Below are 15,651 nucleotides of genomic sequence, written 5' to 3'. Positions count from 1 at the left end.
GGACACGCCGATACGACGGCGGTCGCCGGAGCTGTTTCCGGCGACCCGCTCGTCGCGGTGTGCGGCCCGCCTCAGCGGCGGGACGGGTTCAGCGGTGGCCCTCCGGGCGCTGCCGCCACCTGTCTTCCATCCGGTCCAGAAGCGACGGCCGCCGACCTGATCGGCCACCGCGGGGACGACGACGACTCGTCGTGCCGCCCACCACGTGCAGGTCAGGTGACTGCGCCTTACGGTGCGACTGCACCGCGAACGCGGCCGACGCCAGCATGACGACAAAGCCCGCCACCGCCAGCGGTGGAGTCTTGATCACCGCGCCATAGACCAGTAGAGCCAAGCCAGCGATGATCACGCCAGCAGCGACGAGCAGGCGACGCCGCGCGTGGAAGCGCGGATCGCTGGCGCGCACGGCCGAGGCGAATTTGGGGTCCTCGGCAAGCGACCGCTCGATCTGCTCGAACAGCCGCTGCTCGTGCTCCGAGAGCGGCACGGCACTCCTCCCCGGTCACGTTGGTCGGGCCCACTCGGGCCGACAGACCGTGGCAGCCATCCGGCTGCTTACCCGCAAGTCTACGAGGGGGGTCGCGCGTCGGAAAGCGGGACGACCTACGGGTGGGTGGGATTTTCCTTTTGCCGAGCGTCAGGGTCGCCTAACAGACTGGCCGGACCTATGACGGACCGCCCGAAACGGGCAGCGGCGGCGTCGGCGGCAGCTTCCGCCTCCCGCCAACCGCGCTCGGGCGCGCCGAGGGTGAGCTGCCGGGGCGCGCCCTGCGCCGAGGAGAGCCCTTCCACCCGGACACCGACGAGGCGAATCCGCTCGCCAGGGTCCAACGCGGTGTAGAGAGCCCAAACGGTGTCGAACATCTCACGGGCGGTGTCGGTGGCAGTGCCGAGGGTGCGGGATCGACTGACGGTGCGGAAGTCGGCCAACCGCACCTTGAGCGACACGGTGCGCCCCACCTGACCGGAGCCGCGCAACCGGACGCCGACCTTCGCGCTGAGCGCCAGCAGGGCACGGCGGATCTCCAGCGGGTCGGCCACGTCGGCGTCGAAGGTGACCTCGGCGCCGATCGACTTGTCGACCTGCTCGGGGCTGACCCGTCGCGGGTCACGCCCCCACGCCAGCTCGTGCAGGTGCGCGGCCGATGCGGCGCCCACCGCCCGGCGGAGCATGCCCACCGGGGCCTCGGCGAGGTCGCCGACGGTGGCCAGGCCGAGGCGGCGCAGCGTCTCGGCGGCCCGCTCCCCCACTCCCCACAGCGCGTCGACGGGCAGCGGGTGCAGAAATTCGAGGACCTGCCCGGGCGGCACGACCAGCATGCCGTCGGGTTTGGCCCAGGTGGAGCCCAGCTTGGCCACGAACTTGGTGGGCGCCACCCCCACCGAGCAGGTCAGCGCCTGCTCCTCGGCGACCCGGCGGCGGATCAGCCGGGCGATCGTCGCCGGGGAGCCGAACAGACGGCGGGCCCCTGTCACGTCGAGGAACGCCTCGTCGAGGGAGAGCGGCTCGACCAGCGGGGTGACGTCCCGGAAGATCTGCATGACCGCGCGGGAGGCTTCCGTGTAGGCGCTGAAATCCGGAGGCAGGTAGACCGCGTGCGGGCAGCGGGCGCGGGCCTGACTGGTCGGCATCGCGCTGCGCACGCCGTAGCGGCGGGCCTCGTAGCTGGCCGAGCTGACCACGCCGCGCGGCCCGACGCCGCCGACCACCACCGGCCGGCCGCGCAGGTCGGGTCGGCGGCGCACCTCGACGGCGGCGAAGAAGGCGTCCATGTCGACGTGCAGGATCGGGCTGTCGGAATCGTCGGCGTCCGGCCCGAAGCGCGGATCGCCACCTCGGGGCAACGACTGGCTGCGGCCCATCCCGGCAGGTTAACCCGGAGGTACGACAGCACCAGCCGCCGACCGGCCGGACCGTACGCCGGTCAGCCCCGCACGACAAGCAGCGGGACTGTCAGCTCGGCGGCGGTGTCCGAGCCGTGGTACGCCACGAGTCGGGACGCCATCGGCGGCTCGGTCCGGGTGGCCATGACCGCGTACGTGTCGTTGCAGATCACCACCACGTCGCCGATGCGGCCCAGATGGTCCTCGGGCACCGGCCCGAACCACCCGCCGGCCACCACCTCGTCCCGGGTCCGCACCCGTGCGGCGTCGCCAAGCACCTCGGACCAGGCGGCCACCACGTCGTCGACAGCACCCGGCTCGACGTGCAGGTACCGCACCCGGGCCTCCCCCGCCACCACCCGTACGCCGGCGCGCAGCCGCAGGTCGGTGTCCAGGTCGAAACGGTGCGCCACGGGCACGTCGAGTTGCCCGTGGTCGGCGGTCAACAGCAGGGCCGCGTCCGGGGGCAGCCCGTCGACCAGCCGGGCCAGCAGCGTGTCCACCTCGGCGGCGGCGATCCGCCAGGGCTCCGAGTCGACCCCGCTGACGTGCCCGTGCCGGTCCAGGTCGGCGTGGTAGCCGGAGACAAGTGTGGGGCCTGGGCCGGCGGCCAGCGCGGCCAGCATGGTGGCGGCCACCGCGTCGACACCTGCGGCGCCTCGGAAGTCACCGCCCCGGTTGGCGGCGAGCGTCAACCCGCTGCCGCCGAACTCCGGCCGGCTCACCACTGTCACCGCCACCCCGGCGGCGCGTGCCCGCTCGAACTGGGTGGGCACCGGCTGCCAGCGCAGCGGCGACGGATCGGCGGCCCAGGCGGTGTGGGTGAGCACCCGGTCGGTGCCGGGCACCCGCACGGTGAAGCCGAGCACCCCGTGCGCGCCGGTCGCGACGCCCGTACCAAGCGTCACCAGGCTGGTCGGGGTGGTGGACGGGAAACCGGCGATGAGCGGGCGGGCCACCGTCGCGGCGAGCCCGGCGAGGGTCGGCGCGTACGGGGCGGCGGTCGGCAGCTGGTACCAGCCGAGCCCGTCGACGAGCAGCACGGCGACCCGGCGTACCCCGGCGAGGGAGGGGACCAACCCGAGCGGGTCGGCTGAGCCGGGCACGCCCAGCACGGCGAGAGCGCTGGGCAGCACGTCGGCGAGACGGCCGCCGCCGTGGTCCGGGCCGAGAACGGTCAGCGGTGCCGGAGGTGCGGTCATGCGGGCCGGCGGGCGAACAGGTGCAGCTGGGCCGCCAGATCCCGGTACGGGGGCTGGGCGGCCAACGCCAGTTCCAACTCGACCAGGCCGGCCGGCTGGCCGTCGGCGACGGTGGCCGGCAGCAGGTCGGCGAGCACGCGTACCCCGTGGATCTCCTCGACCGCGAGCCCGGCGGCGGTGAGCAGCGCGGCGGCGCCCGGGGCGTCGTAGCGTCGTCGCAGGGTGTCCCGCGCTCCGGCGGTGCCGGCCGGGTCGGCCGCCAGTGCCGCCGCGACGTCCAGGTGCCCGTTCATCGCCCGGCCCAGCACGGCGGCGGCCCGGCCGGCCACGAGCACGCTGGCCGCGCCGCCGGGGCGCAGCGCGGTGGCCAGCGCGGTCACCACAGGCGTCGGGTCGTCGACGACCTCCAGCACGGCGTGGCAGAGCACCAGGTCGACGCCGGCCGGCTCGACAAGCCCCGCGAGGGCGTCGCCGTCGCCCTGCACGGCGACGATCCGGTCGGCCACGCCGGCCTCGGCGGCCCGGCGGGTGAGCGCCGCCAACGCGTCGGGGCTGGCGTCGACCACTGTGACCCGGTGCCCGGCGCTGGCAAGCGGGACGGCGAAACCGCCGGTGCCACCGCCCACGTCCAGCACTGTCAGCTCGGCGTCGCCGCGCCGGTCCAGCTCGGCGCGGAGCACCGACCAGATCACTGCGGTACGGGGGGTCAGCGGCGGCCCGGCGAACCGGCCTCGGGTCTGCTCCACCCGGTCGAGCCTAGTCACCCGGTCCAGTCGTATCGCGGCCGTATGGCAGGTGGAACCAGCCGTCCGGCCGGTCGGGACGCGACCGCCCGGCGGGTCAGGACTCGCCGCCCTCGGCCTCGTCCTCCGCGCGGGACCGCCGCTCGTTGGCGACCGGGCCGTTCGTCACCTCGTACTCGCGAGGATCGGCGAGGTGCGACGGCATCCAACCCGCGCCGAGCCGGGTCCGTCGGGAGTTGGCGATTCCACCGGTGTACGCGTGATTCCCCAGCACTGTTCATCTCCTCATGGATCACGGGCGGCTCTGCCCGCTCAGCACGAGTGTCCCGTCCAGCGTCGCTGGAAACCGTAATGTGGATCACTGGATCAGCGAAAGTCACGGGACGCGGGGCTGACCGGCGGCTCAATGGGGTCCAGCCGGTCGGCGACCAGGTTGGTCACCCCCTCGTGCCGTTGCAGCCGCCCCCGGACCACAAGCGCGGCGCTGGTGCGGGCCACCCGCCGGTAACGCTGCCACAGCCCCGGCGAACAGGTGACATTCAACATCCCGGTCTCGTCCTCCAGGTTGAGGAACGTGACACCACCCGCGGTGGCCGGGCGCTGCCGGTGGGTGACGATGCCGCCGACCCGGATCCGCTGGCCCGGCTCCACCCGGCCGAGCCTGGCGATCGGCACCGCGCCGAGCACGTCGAGCTGCCCCCTGATGAACCGGGCCGGATGGCTCTCCGGCGACAACCCGGTCGCCCACACGTCGGCGACCAGCCGGTCCACCGCCTCCATCCCGGGCAGCGTGGGCGCCGCCGCGCCGGTCACCGTGCCGGGCAGCCGGCCCGGCCGGTCCTGGGCCGCCGCGCCTGCGGCCCAGAGCGCCTCCCGCCGGGTCAGCCCGAAACAGGCGAAGGCGTCCGCGGTGGCCAGGGCCTCCAGCTGCGGTGCGGTGAGACCGACCCGCCGGGCCAGATCGGGCATGTCCCGGTACGGCCCGTGCGCCGCCCGCTCGGCCTCGATCCGCTCGGCCACGTCAGCCCCGAGGGTACGCACGCTGGACAGCCCGAGCCGGACCGCCGGCCCGCCCAGCCCCCAGGCGTGCGGCGGCTCCCCCGGCCCGCTGCCCCACCGGGTGCCCGGGGTGGATTCCAGCACCGCCAAGGCCCCGCTGGCGTTGATGTCGGGGCGGCGGACCTCCACCCCGTGCCGGCGGGCGTCGTCGACAAGGGTCTGCGGGGAGTAGAACCCCATCGGCTGGGCGTTGAGCAGCGCGGCCAGGAACGGCGCCGGGTGGTAGCGCTTGAGCCAGGAACTGGCGTACACCAGGTAGGCGAAGCTCATCGCGTGGCTCTCCGGGAAGCCGTAGCTGGCGAACGCGGTGAGCTTGCGGTAGACGTCGTCGGCCAGCTCACCGGTGATGCCCCGCTCGGCCATCCCGGCGTAGAGCCGGTCGGCGATGCGGTTCATCCGCTCGACCGACCGCTTCGCGCCCATCGCCCGGCGCAGCTGGTCGGCCTCGGCCGCGTCGAAGCCCGCCAGGTCGATGGCGAGCTGCATCAACTGCTCCTGGAACAGCGGCACACCAAGGGTCTTCTCCAGGGCGTTGCGCATCAACGGGTGCGCGAACGTCACAGGTTCCTGGCCGTTCTTACGCCTGATGAACGGGTGCACCGAACCGCCCTGGATCGGGCCGGGCCGGATCAGCGCCACCTCCACCACCAGGTCGTAGAACTCGCGGGGCTTGAGCCGGGGCAGGGTGGCCATCTGGGCGCGGCTCTCCACCTGGAACACCCCGACCGAGTCGGCCCGGCAGAGCATGTCGTAGACCTCGGGGTCGTCGAGCGTCATGTCACCGAGATCCAGCCTGGACCCGATCATGTCGTAGCCGTAGTGCAGCGCGGAGAGCATGCCGAGGCCGAGCAGGTCGAACTTGACCAGGCCGACCGCCGCGCAGTCGTCCTTGTCCCACTGCAACACGCTGCGCCCGGGCATCCGCCCCCACTCCACAGGGCAGACCTCGATCACCGGCCGGTCGCAGATCACCATGCCTCCGGAGTGGATGCCCAGGTGCCGGGGGAACGTCTGCAACTCGTTGGCGTACTCCACCACCTGCTCCGGGATGCCCTCGACGTCGACAGTGGCCACCGAACCCCACCTGTCGATCTGCTTGCTCCAGGCGTCCTGCTGCCCCGGTGAGAAGCCGAACGCCTTGGCCACGTCCCGCACCGCCGACCGGGGCCGGTAGGAGATGACGTTGGCGACCTGGGCGGCGTGCTCCCGGCCGTAGCGGGTGTAGACGTGCTGGATCACCTCCTCCCGGCGATCGGACTCGATGTCCACGTCGATGTCCGGTGGGCCGTCCCGCTCCGGGGCGAGGAACCGCTCGAACAGCAGCCGGTGCCGAACCGCATCCACGTTGGTGATCCGCAGCGCGTAGCAGACCGCCGAGTTGGCCGCCGACCCCCGGCCCTGGCAGTAGATGTCCTGCTCACGGCAGAACGCGACGATGTCGTAGACCACAAGGAAGTAGCCGGGGAAGCCCAGCTCCTCGATCATGTTCAGCTCGTGGTCGAGCTGCGCGTACGCCGCCGGGTGCGCCTGCGGCGGGCCGTAGCGCTCCCGCGCGCCGTCGGCGGTCAGCTTCCGCAGCCAACTCATCTCGGTGTGCCCCGGCGGCACCGGGTACGCCGGCAGCCGCGGCGCGACCAGTTGGAGGTCGAAGGCCAGCTCCGCGCCGAACTCCGCGGCCCGCGCCACCGCACCCGGGTACGCGGCGAACCGGGCCGCCATCTCCGCCCCGCTGCGCAGGTGGGCGGTGGCCGCAGCGGGCAGCCACCCGTCGATCTCGTCCAGACTGCGCCGGGCCCGTACGGCGGCGACGGTGGTGGCCAGCCGACGTCGGCCCGGCGTGGCGTAGTGCACGTTGTTGCTGGCCACCGTCGGCAGCCCGGCCGCGGCGGCCAACTCGGCGAGCGCGTCGTTGCGGTCGGCGTCGACCGGGTGACCGTGGTCGGTCAGCTCCACCGCCACCGTCTCCGCGCCGAACAGCGTGGTCAGCCGGTCCAACTCGCGGGCCGCCGCGTCCACGCCCTCGCTGAGCAGCGCCGCCGGCACGTGCCCCTTGCGGCAGCCGGTCAACACCAGCACGTGGTCACGCAGCTCGGCGGCGACCTCCTCCAGCTCCCCGTAGACCGGGCGGCCCTTCTCCCCGCCGCGCAGATGCGCGCGGGCGATGGTGGTGGCCAGCCGGGCGTACCCCTCATGGCCGTGCGCGAGCACCAGCAGGTGCGTGCCGTGCGGGTCGGGTTCGCCGTTCTGCGGGCCGGGCAACCCCAGCGAGAGCTCCGCGCCGAAGATCGTCGGCAGGCCCAGCGTACGGGCCGCCTCGGCGAACCGGACCACGCCGTAGAAGCCGTCGTGGTCGGTCACGGCGAGCGCGGTGAGCCCCAGGCGGGCCGCCTCCTCGGCCAGCTCCTCGGGGTGGCTGGCGCCGTCCAGGAAGCTGAAGTTGGTGTGCGCGTGCAACTCCGCGTAGGGCACCACATCGTCGGGACGGGCCAACTCTGGCGGCTGGTACTGCTCGCGGCGGCGACTCCAGGCCGGGGAGTCCCCGCCGTCGGCGTCCACGGCGAGCGGGTCCACCACGTGCAGGTGCCGTTCACCCCGGCTCGCCCGGCCGTCCCCAGAACGGCCCCCGCCGGGACGGCCATCGCCAGACCGGCCCCCGCCGGGACGGCCGGAGAGCACCTGCTCCAGCTCCGACCAGGGCATCTTCGGGTTGTGGAAGCTCACCTGCACGCCCCCAGGGCGCCCACCGGCTTGATCCACTCGACATCATGGAAATCGGGGTGTCCGAAGGGGCGGGATACCCCGATTTCCGTGATGCCGAGTCGATCACGGCTAGGCCGGCGTCCATCTGAACGCTCAGTCATAGATCGCCTCCACCAGCCACTGCCCGGCCTCGACAGCGAGCAGCAGAGCGGTGCCATCGGCCAGGCAGACCTGGAACCGGGCCCGCCTCCGCGCCTCGGCCGGAGCCCACCATCGCTCGTCCACCGGCCACGGGCCGGCCCAGCCGACGATCTCCGCTGGCCGACCGGTGCCGACCACCAGCCGGGCAAGCGGGGCGCTCACCGCCAGCCGCGCGCTGATCACCACCGCCTCGCCAGCGGCGTCATGCACGGTCGCGGCGAGGGGGCTCGGCAGCACCACCGCTGGTGAGGGCCGCGGCAGCCGACCGGGCCACGGCGGAACTCCGCCCCCACCACGGCCAGCAGCCCGACCAACGCCAGCAGCTCGGCCAACTCCAGCTGCCCGGCCACCGCCAGCAGCTCGACCGGCACCAACGGCCCGACCAGTGCCTCCAACCTCGCCGGCGCCGGCAACCCCACCAGCGCCAGCAACGCCTGGAGCCTGGCCAGCATCCGCGGCCCGCCGAGCGCCCGCCACCCCGCCGGCGCCGGTGTCGCTGCCAGCGATGGCGGCCCGGCCAACGCCAGCCGCGCCGCTATCGCCCGCAACCCGACCGCCGCCCGCAACGCCGCTGGCGCCGGTGACACCGTCAACGCCCGCGACCCGGCCGCCGCCCGCAACGCCGCCGGCGCTGGCAGCACCCGGAAACCGGCCGTCGGTAGCGATCGGCTCGTCCGGCAGCGGTGGTGGGCCGGGACGGTCGGGGAGCCGTTCGTCGCCCCAGGGCACCAGTCGCACCTGGTCGGTCGGGGAGCGCCCGCCGCCGAGCACCGCGGTGACCACTGCTTCCGGGCCGAGGATGCCCTGCACACGGCTCAACGCCCGGTGCGCCCGTTCCCGCTCTTCACCGGTCTCCCCCCAGAGACCGACCTGGAGGCCAGCCTGGGCGATCACTCCGTCCGGGACCAGCCGCAGCCGGATGATGCCAGCCGTCGGCCGGGCCGGGCGGGCGCCGGCACGACCGTTGCTGCCGGAAAGCCAGCCGTCCAACTGCCAGCGCACTCGATCGGCGATGGCCGCTGCGGTGAGCAGACCGTCGTGCCGCCACACCCGGTGCAGTTCCTGCCCGTGCGCGGTGACCGCCTCGATGCCGAGCCGGGTGCAGGCCAGCCCGTACCCGGCGAGCCGGTCGTGCAACCGTTCCGCCAGCGCGCGGGCGGCGAACGCCGCCGCATCGACCCGGTCGATCGGCTCGTCGTGCTCGGCGGTCACCGTCAGGTCGGTCGGCGGCTGCCGGACGGCGAGCGGGCGATGATCCCGCCCGGCGGCGAGCCGGTGGGCCAGCGCGCCGTCGAACCCGAACCGGGCCAGCACGTCGCCGGCCGGCAGCGCGGCGAAGTCACCGAGGGTCCGCACTCCCAGTCGGCGCAGCAGATCGGCAAGCGCCGACCGGCCCAGCGCCTCGACCGGCAACCCGGCCAGGAACGCGGGCGTCCCACCCGGTGGCACCACCCGGCCGGCGCGGGCGGCCAACCCGGCGGCGAACACCCCGTCGGCGATGCCCACCTGGCTCTCCACAAGGCACGACTGGGCGACATGCTCGATGATCCGTTCGGCGGCCGCCTCCTCGCCGCCGAGGTAACGGCTCGGCCCCCGCGCGGCCACCGCGCAGGCGCCGGGACGAACCACTTCGACACCCGCTACCAACTCCTCCACGGCGGCGACCACCGGCTCGAACGCCCGGGCGTCCCGGCCCGGGTCGTACTCCACGACGGTGAGCTGTGGGCAACGGCTCTGCGCCTCCCGCTTGCGCAGCCCTCGACGTATCCCCTCGGCGCGGGCCTGCTCGGAGCAGGCGACCACCCGGTTGTCGTGCAGGACGGCGACCGGACTCGTGGCCGGCACCCCGTCGACGATCTCGGCGGCGAGCACCGGCCAGTCCGGACACCACAGCAGCAGGGTCCGGACCGGCGAGCCGCTCACCCGGTGCCTCCCGGACCGCACCCGGCCCGCACGACCCCGATCAACCGCACCGCCGTCGATGGTCCGGACCAGGGGTCGACCCGACCGACCACGCAGCCCGCACCTCCGGCCGGGCACACCGTCGCGGGGACACATCTGGTTGCCCCGACCACCGACGTCACGCCGGGCCGACCAGGGTGAGAGAGCCCGGTCGACCGGCTTCGGCACGGGACCTGTCACCTGCCGGCGACGCCGGACGAGGCCGCTCACCGGCCGACGACGCCGGACCAAACCGATCACCCGCCGGCGACACCTGATGGGACTGCTCACCGGTCGACCGCACTGGACCGGACCGATCACCCGCGGACGGCACCGGGTGAGGTCGTCCGTCGAAGGGCACCGTCGATCGTCGGCCCACGGTGGAGGACACCGCCCGGGGAATCACCCGGGTGAGCTCGTCACCGGGGAGCCAGACCTTGATCTCCTTGGGTCGTGCGGCCGCTCCACGTCCGCGCGCCGAGACGGTGACCTCCCGGCGACGCAACCGCCCCCGCCCCTGGCCGAGCCCTTCCCAGAGCCCACGGACCACCTGCAACGTCACGTCCGCGCCGTCCCACCGGCCGTACGGGACGAGCACACTGCCGCGCTGCCGGGCCCGGGCGGCCAGCCGGGTGGCGACCGAGGCGGAGACGGCGGCCGGTACGGCGGTGACCACGACGTCCACCCCGTCGATCAGCGCGGCGACCACAGTGGCCCATTCGGGGCCCGGGTTCGGCACCAGGGCCAGCCGGTCCAGGGCGATGCCGAGCTCGGCTGCCGCACCCGCGCCGAGCGTCGGCACTCCGACCACGGCGCACCACGAGCCGGCCCGGGATGCCTCGGCGAGCAGGGCCAGCACCAGCGAGGTGCCACCGCTGCGCTGGGGTTGGCCGGCGGCGACCGCGATGGTGCTGCCTCGGCGCAGACCCCGGTTGGGCAGGAGGCCGGTCAGCTCGGGTGCCACCGGTAGCACCCGCTGGTCGGCGACCGGATCGGGTGCGCTCGCCGGGCGTACCAGATCGGCCAGAGCAGCGGAACCGACCACCATGCGGCCCGCCATCGGACCAACCCCCCGTCGTTGCTGTGGAACAGATCAGGACCGGCCAGCCGTGACGTCGACCGGCCGGCGGCCGGCGTCGTGGCGGGATCAGGCGGCGAAGCCGTCCAGGGCCGGCTGGTGGGCCACGCCGAGCGCGGTCTCCACCACCGTGACGAACTGCTCGGCGGCGCGGAGCAGGTCGTCGGCCTCCCGGGCGGTGACCACCCGTGGGATGCCGGCCTCGGCAGCGGCCCGTTTGCTGGCCCCGGCGGCGAAGAAGCGGGCCCACTCGTCGAGCTCGGGGGCGACGGCGCAGAGCAGGACCCAGACGCTGGTGATCCGGTTACGCCGGCTCGGCGCGGGCCGAGCCCGGGCGGCGAGCATGGCGGCCGCCGCGCGCAGCGCCGCCAGATGGGCGGCCGCGTAGCGCAGGCCGTCAGGTCCGGCCTGGTTGGCCTCGACAAGCCCGCGCCGGGCCAACCTGAGCAGCTGGGCGGGGGTGCGGTGCGGCAGCACGTGCGCCGGCACCGTCGGTGCCTGAGCTGAGTTGGTCGGCATGGCTGTCTCCTCCACGTGGCCGGGCGTCGACCGGCGCAGTGGTGCCGCCAGCGAAAGACGCCTAGGTCGGTGGTGCGGAGGAAGGCGCACCGTGGGTGGCCGGCCGGGTGTGGATGCTTCCCCACACCACACCCGGCCGGCGTACCGGCGGGTTCGTCGCCCGCCGCCCGGGGGTCGTGGGCGGCGGGCGACGCTCCTGCCTGTCGGGACCGGGCTCGCGACTGCCCGGAAACCCAGGTGCGGCCCGCGGAGCCGCACCGCCCGGAGCTGGCGCCGCGAAACACCGCGCTCCGGCTGGTTGGAACGAGCGTACGAGACAATCGAACACTCGTTCTAACTGCTGTTGACAGTACACCTCCCCTCCGACGAAAACGCAACGTGTGACGCGCCGACTGAACCCATCGGGCGTGGTGAGCCGCACCGACACGACGACACGACGACACGGCGCATGGTGAAGCGGGCTTCGGCGTGGCCGGCTGAACCGTTCGCGGGCGGACCGTGAAGAATGGCGACATGCAGCCACACCCGAACGTACGGGCGGTGCAGGACGCGCTCGACGGCGCCGGTGCGCTCGACGGCGCCGGCCGACCCAGCACAGTCCGCCTGCTGCCCGAAGCGGTGCACACCGCCGCCGCGGCCGCCGAGGCGCTCAGCGTCGAGGTCGGCCAGATCGCCAACTCGCTGATCTTCGACGCGGACGGCGCGCCACTGCTCGTCCTCACCTCCGGCGCGCACCGGGTGAACACCACAGGCCTGGCCGCGTCGATCGGAGTCACCCGTTTGCGCCGGGCCACCCCGGAGTTCGTCCGGCAGCACACCGGGCAGCCGATCGGCGGGGTCGCACCGCTCGGGCACCCGCAGGCGCTGCGCACGCTTGTGGACACGGCGCTGGCGGCGTACCCGGAGATCTGGGCCGCGGGTGGCGTGCCGCAGGCGGTCTTCCCGACCACCTACGCCGAGCTGCTGCGGGTCACCGCCGGTACGCCGGCCGAGGTGGCGTGAGCGAACGAACCAGCGGGCACACGAACGTCGTACCGGAGCTGGTCACCCTGCACGTGTGGCGGACCTCCCGCGGCGCGTTGCCCCGGGCGCTGACCAGGATGGCTGTGGACCCTCGCCGGCTGCGGGCACTGCCGGGCGTCCGGTTCGGCAAGCTGCTGGGCACCGGGACCGGCACCAGCTTCGGGCCGGGTGACGCCGACCTGACCCGGTGGGCGGCGTTGACAGTGTGGGACTCCCCCGCCGAGGCGGCCGGCTTCGACGGCTCGCCGGTGGGGCGTGCCTGGGCGCGGATCGCCCTCGCCCAGGCCCGGGTCGACCTGCGCCCGGTGAGCAGTCGGGGCGAGTGGTCCGGCCAGCAGCCGTTCGGCGATCCGCCGGGCGGCCGGGTCACCGGGCCGGTGCTGGCGCTGACCCGCGCCCGGTTGCGGGCCCGCCGGGCGGCCACCTTCTGGCGGGCGATCCCGCCGGTGGCCGCCGCCCTGCGCGACGCGCCGGGGCTGCTGGCCCGCTTCGGTGTCGGTGAGGCGCCGCTGGGGTGGCAGGGCACGGTCAGCGTGTGGCGCGACCCGACGGACCTGGTGGCGTTCGCGTACCGTCACCCGGAGCATCGGGCGGCGATCATGCGAACCCCCACCGCAGGCTGGTACGCCGAGGAGCTCTTCGCCCGATTCGAGGTACGCGACGTGGTCGGCGATCCGACGGTGCTCGGGTGGGTCGCCGACGACGACCCTGCAACGGTGAAGGGTGGACGGGCATGAGGTTGGTGCGCTGGACGCCGGACGATCTCGTCCGGCGGCTGGACGACGTGGTCGCCGTCTACGGCGAGGCGATGGGCTACCGCACCGACCTGCTGGAGGCCCGGCGCGGCTACATGGCCACCCACGTCCGCCGGCCCGGGTTCCGGGCGGTGGCCAGCCTGACCAGCGAGGGACATCTCGCCGGCTTCGGCTACGGCTATCTGGGCGGCCCCGGCCAGTGGTGGCACGACCAGGTGTACCGGGCGTTGGACGCCTCGACGCGCAAGCGCTGGCTCACCCACTGCTTCGAGGTGGTCGAGCTGCACGTCCGGCCACCGGCGCAGGGCCACGGGCTGGGTGCCGGCCAACTGCGGGCGCTGCTCACGATGGCCGAGGGCGACACCACGCTGCTGTCCACCCCGGAGGCCGAGGAGCAGACCTCGCGGGCCTGGCGGCTGTACCGCCGGTTCGGTTTCGTCGACGTGCTGCGTGACTTCCACTTTCCCGGTGACGAGCGGCCGTTCGGCGTCCTCGGTCGGGACCTGCCGCTCGAGCCTCCGACGTCATGACCAGGCGGATCTCCTGGACGCTGCTCGGCGTCCTGGTGCTCGCCCAGATCTGCTACCCGCTCACCACCGGCACCACCCGGGCCGGGCTGACAGTGGCCACCGTCGTGCTCGGCTGGCTGCTCTCGGTCGGCCACGCGCTGCTCAGTCGCGGGCCCCGGGTCGCGGTGGCGCTGGTCGCGGTGGCCACCGGCGGCGGGTTCGCGATCGAGGCGATCGGGGTGGCCACCGGTGTGCCGTTCGGCAGCTACGACTACTCCGGTGAGCTCGGCCCCAAGCTTGCCGGGGTGCCGCTGATCATCCCTCTGGCCTGGACCTGGATGGCCTGGCCGGCCTGGCTGGCCGCGGTCCGCCTGACCGGCGGCAACACCCCGACGGCCACCGTCAACACGGCGGAGGCCAGCGCCCCGACGACCGGCTCGACGGTCGGTCGGTGGGTGGGGCGGATCGCGCTGGCCACTGTGGGGCTGGCCGCCTGGGATCTCTTCCTCGACCCGCAGATGGTCGCCGAGGGCTACTGGGTGTGGCGCAACGCCACCCCGGCGCTGCCCGGCCTGCCCGGCATCCCGGTCAGCAACTACCTGGGCTGGCTGCTCTTCGCGGTGCTGATGATGAGCGCGTTGCGCCCGCTGGCCGGGCCGGCCGCCGAGCGCACCGACAAGCGGGACCACCCGATGTTCGCGCTCTACCTGTGGACGTACTTCTCCAGCATCCTGGCCCACGCGGTCTTCCTCGACCTGCCCGCCTCGGCGCTCTGGGGCGCGGCCGGCATGGCGGTGACAGCCGTGCCGCTGGCGGTGACCCTGCTGCGCGCCCGCCGGGCCGGCAACGCGTACGGCGACGACCGCCAGCCGACCCGCCCCGGCGTCGACGCGACCCGATGACCGTCCTGCTCGCCCTGCTGTTCGTCATCGCCGTGCTGACCGGGCACACCTGGCTCAACGCCGCCCGCTGGCTGCGCCGGCCCACCGACCGGCCGGGCGAGGTCGGTGAGCCGGTGGCGGTGCTGCTGCCGCTACGCGACGAGGCCACTCGGGTCACCCCCTGCCTGCGCGCCCTGCTCGCCCAGCGCGGCGTGCCCGGGCTGCGCATCGTGGTCCTCGACGACGGGTCCACCGACGGCACCGCCGACGTGGTCCGGGCGGTGGCCGGCGACGACCCGAGGGTCACACTGCTCAGCGGCGTCGCCCCGCCGCCGGGCTGGCTGGGCAAACCACACGCCTGCTGGCAGTTGGCCACCCGGGTCGACCCGGAGGCCACAGTGCTGGTCTTCGTCGACGCCGACGTGGTGCTCGCCCCGCACGCCGTGGCCGCCGCCGTCACCGAACTGCGCGCCGCCCGCGTGACGCTGCTGTCGCCGTACCCCCGGATCGTTGTGGCGACGGCGGCCGACCGGCTGGTGCAGCCCCTGCTCCAGTGGCTCTGGCTGACGTTCCTGCCGCTGCGCGCCATGGAACGCTCGCGGCGGCCCTCGCTGGCCGCCGCGGGCGGGCAGTTCCTGGTGCTGGATCGGGCCGGCTACACCACAGCGGGCGGGCACGCGGCGGTCGCCGACAAGATCCTGGAGGACGTCGAGCTGGCCCGTGCGGTCAAGCGGTCCGGTGGGCGGATCGCCCTGGCCGACGGTTCCCGGCTGGCCACCTGCCGGATGTACGACGACTGGCCGCAACTGCGCGACGGGTACTCGAAGTCGCTGTGGGCGTCGTTCGGGCATCCGGGAGCGGCGGCCGCCGTGGTGACGATGCTGCTGCTGCTCTACACCGCCCCGCCGCTTGTCGCGGTGGCCGGCGTGGTGGCCGGCGCGCCGATGGTGGCCGCCGTGGGCCTGGCCGGCTATCTGCTCGGGGTGGCCGGGCGGGTGCTCACCGCCCGGTCGACCGGGGGCCGGTGGTGGCCCGACGCGCTCGCACACCCCGTATCGGTCGTGGTCCTCGGTTGGCTGACCCTGCGGTCGTACCATCTGCGAAAGCGACACCGCCTGACCTGGCGGGGCCGCCCGGTCAGCTAGGAGGACGCGGC

Annotated in this window: 14 protein-coding genes; 5 read left to right on the top strand and 9 right to left on the bottom strand. The window is 74.2% G+C overall.

Annotated features, from left to right (window positions below; genetic code table 11):
- Positions 1-88 precede the first annotated feature (88 nt).
- The 9 genes from ADK66_RS21430 to ADK66_RS21395 all read right to left on the bottom strand — a co-directional run bounded on the left by ADK66_RS21430 (position 89) and on the right by ADK66_RS21395 (position 11,327).
- The gene (locus ADK66_RS21430; protein WP_053658066.1) at positions 89-487 is read right to left on the bottom strand and encodes a DUF3040 domain-containing protein; all 399 of its coding nucleotides are present in this window, start codon (positions 485-487) and stop codon (positions 89-91) included.
- 116 nt (positions 488-603) lie between these two features.
- Positions 604-1,863 carry a DNA polymerase IV gene (locus tag ADK66_RS21425; protein ID WP_053658064.1) on the bottom strand — a complete coding sequence of 420 codons (1,260 nt, stop codon included), beginning with the start codon at positions 1,861-1,863 and terminating at the stop codon, positions 604-606.
- Between the two features lie 62 nt (positions 1,864-1,925).
- Positions 1,926-3,086 carry an alkaline phosphatase family protein gene (locus ADK66_RS21420; protein WP_053658062.1) on the bottom strand — a complete coding sequence of 387 codons (1,161 nt, stop codon included), beginning with the start codon at positions 3,084-3,086 and terminating at the stop codon, positions 1,926-1,928.
- Entirely contained in the window at positions 3,083-3,850 is a 768-nt protein-coding gene (locus ADK66_RS21415) for a methyltransferase domain-containing protein (protein WP_053658059.1), read from the bottom strand. The genes ADK66_RS21420 and ADK66_RS21415 overlap by 4 nt, the downstream gene beginning before the upstream one ends.
- A 76-nt stretch (positions 3,851-3,926) precedes the next feature.
- Positions 3,927-4,103 (bottom strand): hypothetical protein, encoded by a 177-nt coding sequence (locus ADK66_RS31945; protein WP_167943283.1) that lies wholly within the window; start codon positions 4,101-4,103, stop codon positions 3,927-3,929.
- 92 nt (positions 4,104-4,195) lie between these two features.
- Positions 4,196-7,609, bottom strand: a complete 3,414-nt coding sequence (locus ADK66_RS21410; protein WP_053658336.1) for an error-prone DNA polymerase — start codon at positions 7,607-7,609, stop codon at positions 4,196-4,198.
- Positions 7,610-7,741: 132 nt separating this feature from the next.
- On the bottom strand, positions 7,742-9,712 hold the full coding sequence (locus ADK66_RS30855) for a DNA polymerase Y family protein (RefSeq protein ID WP_053658334.1): 1,971 nt from the start codon (positions 9,710-9,712) through the stop codon (positions 7,742-7,744).
- Positions 9,713-9,869: 157 nt separating this feature from the next.
- On the bottom strand, positions 9,870-10,790 hold the full coding sequence (locus ADK66_RS21400; RefSeq protein WP_082377588.1) for a hypothetical protein: 921 nt from the start codon (positions 10,788-10,790) through the stop codon (positions 9,870-9,872).
- Between the two features lie 87 nt (positions 10,791-10,877).
- Positions 10,878-11,327: an SAV_6107 family HEPN domain-containing protein gene (locus tag ADK66_RS21395; RefSeq protein ID WP_053658332.1), complete on the bottom strand. Its 450-nt coding sequence runs from the start codon at positions 11,325-11,327 to the stop codon at positions 10,878-10,880.
- 513 nt (positions 11,328-11,840) lie between these two features.
- On the opposite strand from ADK66_RS21395, the gene ADK66_RS21390 reads away from it, so the two are divergent.
- Genes ADK66_RS21390 through ADK66_RS21370 form a run of 5 tightly spaced genes read left to right on the top strand, consistent with a single transcriptional unit; the run spans position 11,841 to position 15,640 of the window.
- Positions 11,841-12,329: a YbaK/EbsC family protein gene (locus ADK66_RS21390; RefSeq protein WP_053658058.1), complete on the top strand. Its 489-nt coding sequence runs from the start codon at positions 11,841-11,843 to the stop codon at positions 12,327-12,329.
- Positions 12,326-13,087, top strand: a complete 762-nt coding sequence (locus ADK66_RS21385) for a monooxygenase (protein WP_053658056.1) — start codon at positions 12,326-12,328, stop codon at positions 13,085-13,087. The genes ADK66_RS21390 and ADK66_RS21385 overlap by 4 nt, the downstream gene beginning before the upstream one ends.
- Positions 13,084-13,635 (top strand): GNAT family N-acetyltransferase, encoded by a 552-nt coding sequence (locus tag ADK66_RS21380; protein WP_053658054.1) that lies wholly within the window; start codon positions 13,084-13,086, stop codon positions 13,633-13,635. Before ADK66_RS21385 ends, ADK66_RS21380 begins: the two co-directional genes overlap by 4 nt.
- Positions 13,632-14,516 carry a carotenoid biosynthesis protein gene (locus tag ADK66_RS21375; protein ID WP_053658052.1) on the top strand — a complete coding sequence of 295 codons (885 nt, stop codon included), beginning with the start codon at positions 13,632-13,634 and terminating at the stop codon, positions 14,514-14,516. The genes ADK66_RS21380 and ADK66_RS21375 overlap by 4 nt, the downstream gene beginning before the upstream one ends.
- The gene (locus tag ADK66_RS21370; RefSeq protein WP_053658050.1) at positions 14,513-15,640 is read left to right on the top strand and encodes a glycosyltransferase family 2 protein; all 1,128 of its coding nucleotides are present in this window, start codon (positions 14,513-14,515) and stop codon (positions 15,638-15,640) included. Before ADK66_RS21375 ends, ADK66_RS21370 begins: the two co-directional genes overlap by 4 nt.
- Positions 15,641-15,651: the final 11 nt, after the last annotated feature.

The organism is Micromonospora sp. NRRL B-16802 (genome assembly GCF_001279555.1).
In the GTDB taxonomy this organism is placed as follows: Bacteria; Actinomycetota; Actinomycetes; order Mycobacteriales; family Micromonosporaceae; genus Micromonospora; species Micromonospora profundi.
The sequence above is the reverse complement of the archived record's forward strand: the minus strand, read 5'-3'. Positions and strand labels throughout refer to the sequence as shown.